This is a genomic window from Bacillus cereus group sp. BfR-BA-01382 (genome assembly GCF_022663475.1).
In the GTDB taxonomy this organism is placed as follows: Bacteria; Bacillota; Bacilli; order Bacillales; family Bacillaceae_G; genus Bacillus_A; species Bacillus_A thuringiensis_S.
Map to the genome: position 1 here is coordinate 21,362 of NZ_JAKUFQ010000074.1, position 7,428 is coordinate 28,789.

Consider the following 7,428-nt stretch of genomic DNA (forward strand, 5'->3'; position numbering starts at 1 on the left):
TCAAGAAAAGTGTCTCGGATTAAAGATTCTTCATTCCCTAATATCTTTTAGTACTCATGTATTTATTAGAAAAAGATTAGATCTATGTTCATTACATGAAATGAATAATAAAAAGGCCAAAATGAACATATTCTTGTTCGTTTTGGCCTTTTTATTATTGCTTCAGATGATTCTTAACTGCTCTTATAACCAATTCGTGATCTTCTTCTGGTGGTAATCCCGAAACTGTTATCATTCCAATAACCCCTACGTCTTTTATTCTGATAGGAAAGCAGCCACCAAACGCAGCATATTCCGAAGTATCTAAAAGATATTTTTCATTATATGAGATTCCAGTTATTTCACTTTGTATCTGCATATAATACGAGCTATGATCATGCAGAGAAACGACTCGTTTTTTACGCTCAATCCATTTCGTATTTTCCTCATTTGTCCCTGTCATTTTGAAATGAAACAATTGCACACCGTTTTTCGTTATATCAACAGCAATCAATTTCCCCTCTTTCTTCGCTGTTTCAATGATAAATAAACCTAGTTGCAGTGCATCTTCATTTGTAAAAGAGGAAAATTGAAGTGTTTCCTCCTCTATTAAAATTCGTTTACTTATTTCATTCAAATTTGAAGTACTCATATCTTTAACCTCCATAATTGTTTTATGCCACACCGACATTTTTTCGAAATTATTAGGCCATATAGTACAACCTTTCAATCAATCTGATTCTAAATAAACTACTGTAACATCTTTGGTGACTAGTACCGTAAAGCTTGTTTTCTTCTTACTGGTGCTATTATGAATGATATTCAAAGTTATAAAAAGTACTATTCTAGTTACCCTTATCTTACAGAGACTATTATGAAATATATTTAACATCTTAAAAATGTATGTACTAAAGAATAATATTTTTAATCACTAGCTTTTTTGATCAATCATTATAATCCAATTTCATCAAAATTTTTATCAATTATTACACTATCCAACAATAGGAGGAAACAAAGATGGATGAAAATATATCCAAAAGCTGAAAAGCAGTTGAATCCCTTGAAGGAATAGTTGTAATTCACTACATATAGAAATAGACATACAAAAACGCTATCCTTTCCTATAATTCTAAAGAAAGAATAGCGTATTTTTTCAAAAATGAGTTCTTTTATTGAGAAACTTTGATTCTATATCATACATAAAAGAGCAACTAGTGCTAAAACAGCTGGAAGTCCTTGTTTCACAATAATTGATTTATTAGATGTGAAACCTCCGAAAATAGCTGCTATCACCACACAAATCACGAAAAATAATTGGACCATATAACCAATTGGATTGAGCCCAAGTACAAGTCCCCAAATGAGACCAGCCGCTAAAAATCCATTATATAAACCTTGGTTTGCAAACATAATGGCTACGTTTCGATCTCCTTCTAAATGCTTCGGTAATTTGAAAGCACGTTTCGCTACTTTTGAATCAATAAAAAACATTTCAAGGATCATGATAAACAAATGTTCTAATGCTACGATCCCGACTAAAATAGCTGCGATTATTTCCACACTATTCTGCCCCCTACACTCTCTATTCTTTAATATTCTCTACATTTTTTTGTATCTGTAATAGAACATGAATAAGTATTTTGCGTTCTTCTCCACTGATATTTACGAACATTTCCTTCATAAAATGTTCCTTTTCTTTCTTGTCAAAATATTAATTGATGTATCAATTATTGATACATCAATTAATATACATCTCTCTTTTTATTTTTGCAAGTTTTTTTGCTCAATTGGTTTTATTTTGTTCCAGCAACTTTAAACCAATTCAAAACATCAGTTCGTATTTCTAGAAATCATAATTACTTTAAGTTCATTCTGACAATCATATTTAACTAAATATATAAAAGAATTGAGTTATATCTCCATCAATTTATAAAAATTAATTTTTTCTAAAAACAGATACTTTACGTTTTTTATAGTAATAAAAATCATTTTTTGTTTCAGAGGCAATCCATTTTGTTAGCTTGATGGGCATAGGATAGCACCATATGACGAACCAATTATCTTTCAAGAAGACGGCTAGAAATCTGGATTTGGTACAGGAGTTGCCTACTTCCCCGATCCAGATGGTACTAATTTAGAGCTAATTGCTCCAAAAGGGCCATTCAGACATGAATAGTTAAAATAAATTAATACCGAAACAAGCCACCTTCTGCCTGGAAGGTGGCTTGTTTGTCGGCAAGTTGATAGAATGACTAAAAAAGGACAAACTCTCCAATGTGAGAAGTTTGTCCAAAAAGTTTTTCATGTTAACTATTTTTACACTAATACCAATAATAGTGAATTAGAATAATGACTTAATACTTGCTAAGACAGTAAGTACACCTACAATAATAACAAATACGTTGCTCATTTTCCCTTTGTATTTAGCTAGTACTGGCACTTTTTGAATCGCATACATCGGTAATAGACATAAGATAGCAGCAACTAAAGGACCGCTTAGAGAATCAATAAGTCCAAGAATACTTGGATTTGTATAAGCAACAAACCAACATGATAATACAACAAAAGTAAGGACGATTGTCTTAATTGTTTTTTCTTCAATATCTTTTCCACGTGATTTACCGAACTTAATAATCATGTCACGCATTACTTCAAATGCTCCGATATAATGGCCAAGGAAAGACTTTGTAATAGCCACAAAAGCAATAATTGGAGCTGCAATCGTGATTACAGGTGAATTAAGTTCATTCGCAAGATATGAAAGGATTGATAAGTTTTGCTCTTTTGCCATTTTTAAATCCTCTGGAGTTAAGCTCAGTGCACTACTCCAAACGAAGAACATAACTACAACGAATGTCATGATATAACAAACCTTTTGTATTTGCGCACATTTAGCATCAGTGGCTTCGATTCCATACGTAGCTCTCTGTTTCACAACAAATGATGAAATCATAGGTGAATGATTAAATGAGAATACGATGATTGGTAGAATCAACAGTATCGTTCCCAAATATCCTGTTCCTGTTGAAGCAGTAGAAACAGCTGAAAAGCTAAGCATTGACGTATTCCACTGTGGAATTAAAGATATTGCGATAAACAGTAGAGAAGCTATGAAAGGATACACTAGCATACTCATGATCTTTACAGTGATATCTTGACCAAAATTCAGTATAGCGATAAGACCAAGAACTAATACAAGTGATAAAATAGCCCTTGGAGGCTCTGGCATGTGCAATTGATGCACGATAAAACTACTTGCAGTATTTGTAAGCGCAACCGAATACATTAGTACGATTGTATAAATTGAACTGAAATATACGATGTTAAAAATGATACTCGCTTTATTTCCGAAATACTCTCTAATTGTACCTGTGATCCCCTCATCAGCAGAATTAGAAGCGTATATCATTTTAGCAAGCGCCCTATGTGAGTAGTACATAACTGGATATGCAAGTAATGTAATTAGTAGTAAAGATAATAAACCACCTGAACCTGCATTAATCGGTAAAAAGAGCACCCCTGCTCCAATTGCAGTTCCAAATAGACTGAGTGCCCATGTAGTATCCTGCTTATGCCACTTTTTCGGATCTGCATATTGCTCATTTTTTCGTGCGGTATTTTCAGCTTGAACTTCTATTTTCTTTGCAGTATTCCCGTTCATATAATAACTCCCCCTTGTATCTATTCCTACATCTCTCTTTGCACCTAACAAATATTCCCTTTTCGGAAAATGAATTCCTTACAAGTTGCCCCACTTTGTATGTCCTTCATCATAATGAATCCAAATTGAAACATTCGCTAGTTAGCGTCCTAATATAATTGTTAGCGTTCACAAAAAAGTTTACTCGTAATATCCGCTCTTTATATAAAGACCTCTTAAGAGAACAATATAGAATAGACTTCATAAATACGTTGCAACATTTCTAATAACAGTGTATTACTTTAATGGTTTCTCTTTTTTTACTTTTAACAGTAATTTTAGCTAAACCGGCCTCTCTTAATTTGCGAGGCATTTCTTTCTCAATTCTATACATTACTTTAATAACTTCGGCAGCACTGATGATATTGCTTACACAAGCCACTGAAGCACTTTACATACATTTCGCCTCTAATCACACACCTTTCTTACTAGTAATCGCATTTTTTATATTTTCTCCAGAGATAATAAAATTTCTCTCGACGCCCTCATTATAACGTGTATATTTATAAAATTAATATTTTTATATTTTCAGAAATATTAAAGGTGAATAATTTTATATGGATAATATTTTACAGTTAGCATGTAGCCATTGTTTTTATCGCTTAAAGCTGAATTAGTTAGTAAAAAAATACAATAATACATTGTTTTTCTAGGTTACTCATTATAAAGATACTTATATCCCCTTTATCAAAAAATTTCATTTTAAACATAAAAGATATTCTAATAAATAATTAATGTAGGTAAAAAGAAAAAATTCCAAAATAAAAAAACCAAATTTTAGGATATATATTATTAATATTGAATTCATATACATTTTAAAAAGATACACTGAGTAAAAAAACAAAAAAGCTGCCCCATATGGACAGCTCATTTACATAATTATCATTATCAAGGATGCACAAACAAATCACTTCAATGTTATCTTAATTGTAGTTTGTTCGACTCTTCTTCAGGAATATCTCTATGTTTATAATGAATCGTTTTTAGATCATTTCCTTTTATGCGAAAAGTAATTGTGTCCTCTCCATAAGGCGGGTTGTGTGCACCCTCAAAAGTTTGAATTTGAACAGTTACATAAAAAGTATAGTTTGTTGTATCTTTTTTTATTTCAAGTATTTTTTCAGAACCTCGATACCAAAGTTTTGGTTCCTTATAATAGTTTTCAACCTCTTTACTTATTGGCTCCAATAAGAGCTCAATTACTACTTCTTTTAAAAGCTGTTTTGATACAGTTATTCTGCTGATTTTCTTTCTTTTTACATCTATAATTCTCCAAAAATCCCCGCTCTTTTCAACGGTATAAAGAACATTCGTACCGTCCGCTTTCAAAAGATGAAAATAACCTTTATTTCCCTTAATATATAATCGTGGTTCATTAATCCACTCACCTTCTGTTTGCACTATTCCTAAAAACAACTGAGTAAGTGGTGTTATCTTATAATCTAATTGGTTAAATTCACCAAACGAATAAAGTTTATAACCAGTTAAATCTATGCCAAAATTTCTGTTTATATCATTTTCCTTTTTTACAATTGCTTGAGCAGAAATGCAGGGTAATAAAAAAATAAACAGACATATGATGCTAACCATTGTTAATCTTATTTTCATAACATCCATCCCCTCTTTTATTAAGATGCAACAAAAGAAAGGATATTATTGATTAGGGTATAAGCTAAAAAATTAAACTCCCCCATTAACTAGCTCGTTTATCGAGTTTAATTTTGAAGAAAGTCCGATAAACCATTCTTCGTCTCCTGTTAATAATGCAAGGTCTATAAGGTAAAGAATTTGTTCCTTATTTATTGCCTTTGATTCAGGGAGTTTTTTTACATGTTTACTTAAAAAGGACATTGTTTTATTTATTGTATCTCTGTTGTCACATTTCACAACATTAACCTTAACTACTTCCCCTACATTATCAAATGATTCAATATAACCAAGTATTAATTCACCCTCTACTGATATTCCTCGAACCCAATCGCCTACTTTTAAAACAGGATTATGCTTTGACATCATACTCTTTCACCTTCCTACAAATTATTTTTAGTGACGATAAACAACATAAAAAAATAAATTTAACTGTAATATTTTTCATTACATTTATGTGTTAAGAACTCACGGCTATATAATAATTAAGCCGCTTAACGCTCTTGATTAATAAGGTCAACAACTTCTTTCATTGTATAATTCTTTAAGTATTCACCTAGATGTTCTTCAGCACCTAAGAAAATAGCAAAAAGAACTTTTCGCATGTTCGAACCTACAACACACTGATCGTTTGATTCCGGACACTTCGGCTGCAAAGCACCTTCAGAGGTTATCTGATAAATATGCCAAAGATTAACTTCACCTAAATCGCGAGCGAAAATAAAGCCTCCACCAGTTCCCTCTTTTGATTGTATAAACTTATGTTTTTTTAACAAACTTAGTACTTTACGAATACGTACTGGATGTACACCTGCACTTTCTGAAATAGCATTACTTGTTGACATCCGGCCTGGCTGTAAAGCTAAATAAGTTAAACTGTGAATGGCCAAGGTAAAGTCGCTGTTCATTGTTTTCCTCCTACGATTAAAAATATTGTTTCTCATATATTAACATACTGTAGCCATAAATATTACAGATAGGTTAGAACGTTAAAACATATAGAATACTTCTTACCATAAAAAATTAATTCCTTTATATTCTATCCGGTCTGGCCTATATCCGATAACTTCATTTAGCTTTTTAAGTTGAAAATAAAATTAAACACTCCACTGTTTCTTCACTTGTTCTTCTGCCAGTTGTTTAATTTTTGTCCAAATCGTATCTTTACTCACAATAACATTTGTTTGATAATTTCTATCATTATAATTAACTGTAACACATACTTCAATCATCTTCTGCTTCCTCCTTTCAAAAAACTTTTTCTAAAAAATATTACTTATTAATTGGCCAATTTTTGCAGTTCAATGTTTAAAAATGTTCGAACGCTACGTGGTAAAAACTTGCGAATTTCTTCATCATTAAAACCAATCTGTAATCTTTTCTCATCCAGCATAATTGGGCGACGCAACATTAGTGGATACTCGATTATTAATTTATAAAATTCATTAAGCGAAAGCTCCTCAATATTTATATTTAAGTCCTGAAAAGTTTTGGATCTAGTTGAAATAATTTCATTAGCCCCCTCTTCAGTTAAACGCAGAATTGCTTTAAGCTCATCAACTGTCATAGAATTTGATACGATGTTTTTTTCAATATAATCAATTTGATGCTCTTCAAGCCATGCTTTCGCTTTTCGGCATGAAGCACAGCTTGCTGTTGTATATAGAATTACCATATTTAACTCACTCCTTTAATGTTTTTTATCAAACGTACATTTTACATATCGGTTATTGAAATGTATTAAAAAAAATTACAGTTTAGAATCAAATTCACGTAATGTTTCGTTTATCTCTACTATTCATTTCTTTTCAAAATGCTTCTTCTATAACATTGTTGAAACTACATTTTACAGACGATGACAACTCACTTCTAAAAATCTTACTGTAATTTTAAACTTTACAGTTCGATTAATCAACTGTTAAGTCTTGGATTAATTATTGTAACGCAACAAATCGTTTTCTTTTGTATGAATGTCCTCATAGTATTACAGCTAACCAATCTCAAATGCACTTCAAAGCACATTTTATTCATTTCTTGCTTACAAGTGCTATTATGGAATATATTTAACATAATAAAAAGTACGTACTTTAAAGTGTTATAGG

The 7,428-nt window shown here is 31.4% G+C and carries 8 protein-coding genes and 1 pseudogene; 1 reads left to right on the forward strand and 8 read right to left on the reverse strand.

The window, feature by feature from the left end:
• Window positions 1-154: 154 nt before the first annotated feature.
• Both MR160_RS23665 and MR160_RS23670 read right to left on the reverse strand, forming a co-directional pair.
• Entirely contained in the window at window positions 155-670 is a 516-nt protein-coding gene (locus tag MR160_RS23665) for a heme-degrading domain-containing protein (protein ID WP_127726080.1), read from the reverse strand.
• A 497-nt stretch (window positions 671-1,167) separates the two neighbouring features.
• Complete coding sequence (locus MR160_RS23670) at window positions 1,168-1,539, reverse strand: DUF1304 domain-containing protein (protein ID WP_000402472.1); 372 nt, start codon at window positions 1,537-1,539, stop codon at window positions 1,168-1,170.
• Window positions 1,540-2,026: 487 nt separating this feature from the next.
• On the opposite strand from MR160_RS23670, the pseudogene MR160_RS23675 reads away from it, so the two are divergent.
• Window positions 2,027-2,155 (forward strand): annotated as a pseudogene (locus MR160_RS23675) (VOC family protein); the annotation flags it as partial.
• Between the two features lie 165 nt (window positions 2,156-2,320).
• Here the strand turns inward: MR160_RS23675 and MR160_RS23680 are convergent.
• The 6 genes from MR160_RS23680 to spxA form a co-directional block, all read right to left on the reverse strand.
• Window positions 2,321-3,640, reverse strand: coding sequence for an aromatic amino acid transport family protein (locus tag MR160_RS23680; protein ID WP_242298131.1), 1,320 nt, complete (start codon window positions 3,638-3,640; stop codon window positions 2,321-2,323).
• Window positions 3,641-4,597: 957 nt separating this feature from the next.
• On the reverse strand, window positions 4,598-5,287 hold the full coding sequence (locus MR160_RS23685; protein WP_000702349.1) for a DUF3888 domain-containing protein: 690 nt from the start codon (window positions 5,285-5,287) through the stop codon (window positions 4,598-4,600).
• Between the two features lie 72 nt (window positions 5,288-5,359).
• Entirely contained in the window at window positions 5,360-5,692 is a 333-nt protein-coding gene (locus tag MR160_RS23690) for an IDEAL domain-containing protein (protein WP_033669682.1), read from the reverse strand.
• 128 nt (window positions 5,693-5,820) lie between these two features.
• Window positions 5,821-6,234, reverse strand: a complete 414-nt coding sequence (saiR, locus tag MR160_RS23695; protein ID WP_098900343.1) for an Rrf2-family transcriptional regulator SaiR — start codon at window positions 6,232-6,234, stop codon at window positions 5,821-5,823.
• A gap of 189 nt (window positions 6,235-6,423) precedes the next feature.
• On the reverse strand, window positions 6,424-6,558 hold the full coding sequence (locus MR160_RS23700) for a BA3454 family stress response protein (protein WP_000573532.1): 135 nt from the start codon (window positions 6,556-6,558) through the stop codon (window positions 6,424-6,426).
• A gap of 47 nt (window positions 6,559-6,605) precedes the next feature.
• The gene (gene spxA / locus MR160_RS23705) at window positions 6,606-7,001 is read right to left on the reverse strand and encodes a transcriptional regulator SpxA (protein WP_000236187.1); all 396 of its coding nucleotides are present in this window, start codon (window positions 6,999-7,001) and stop codon (window positions 6,606-6,608) included.
• Window positions 7,002-7,428: the final 427 nt, after the last annotated feature.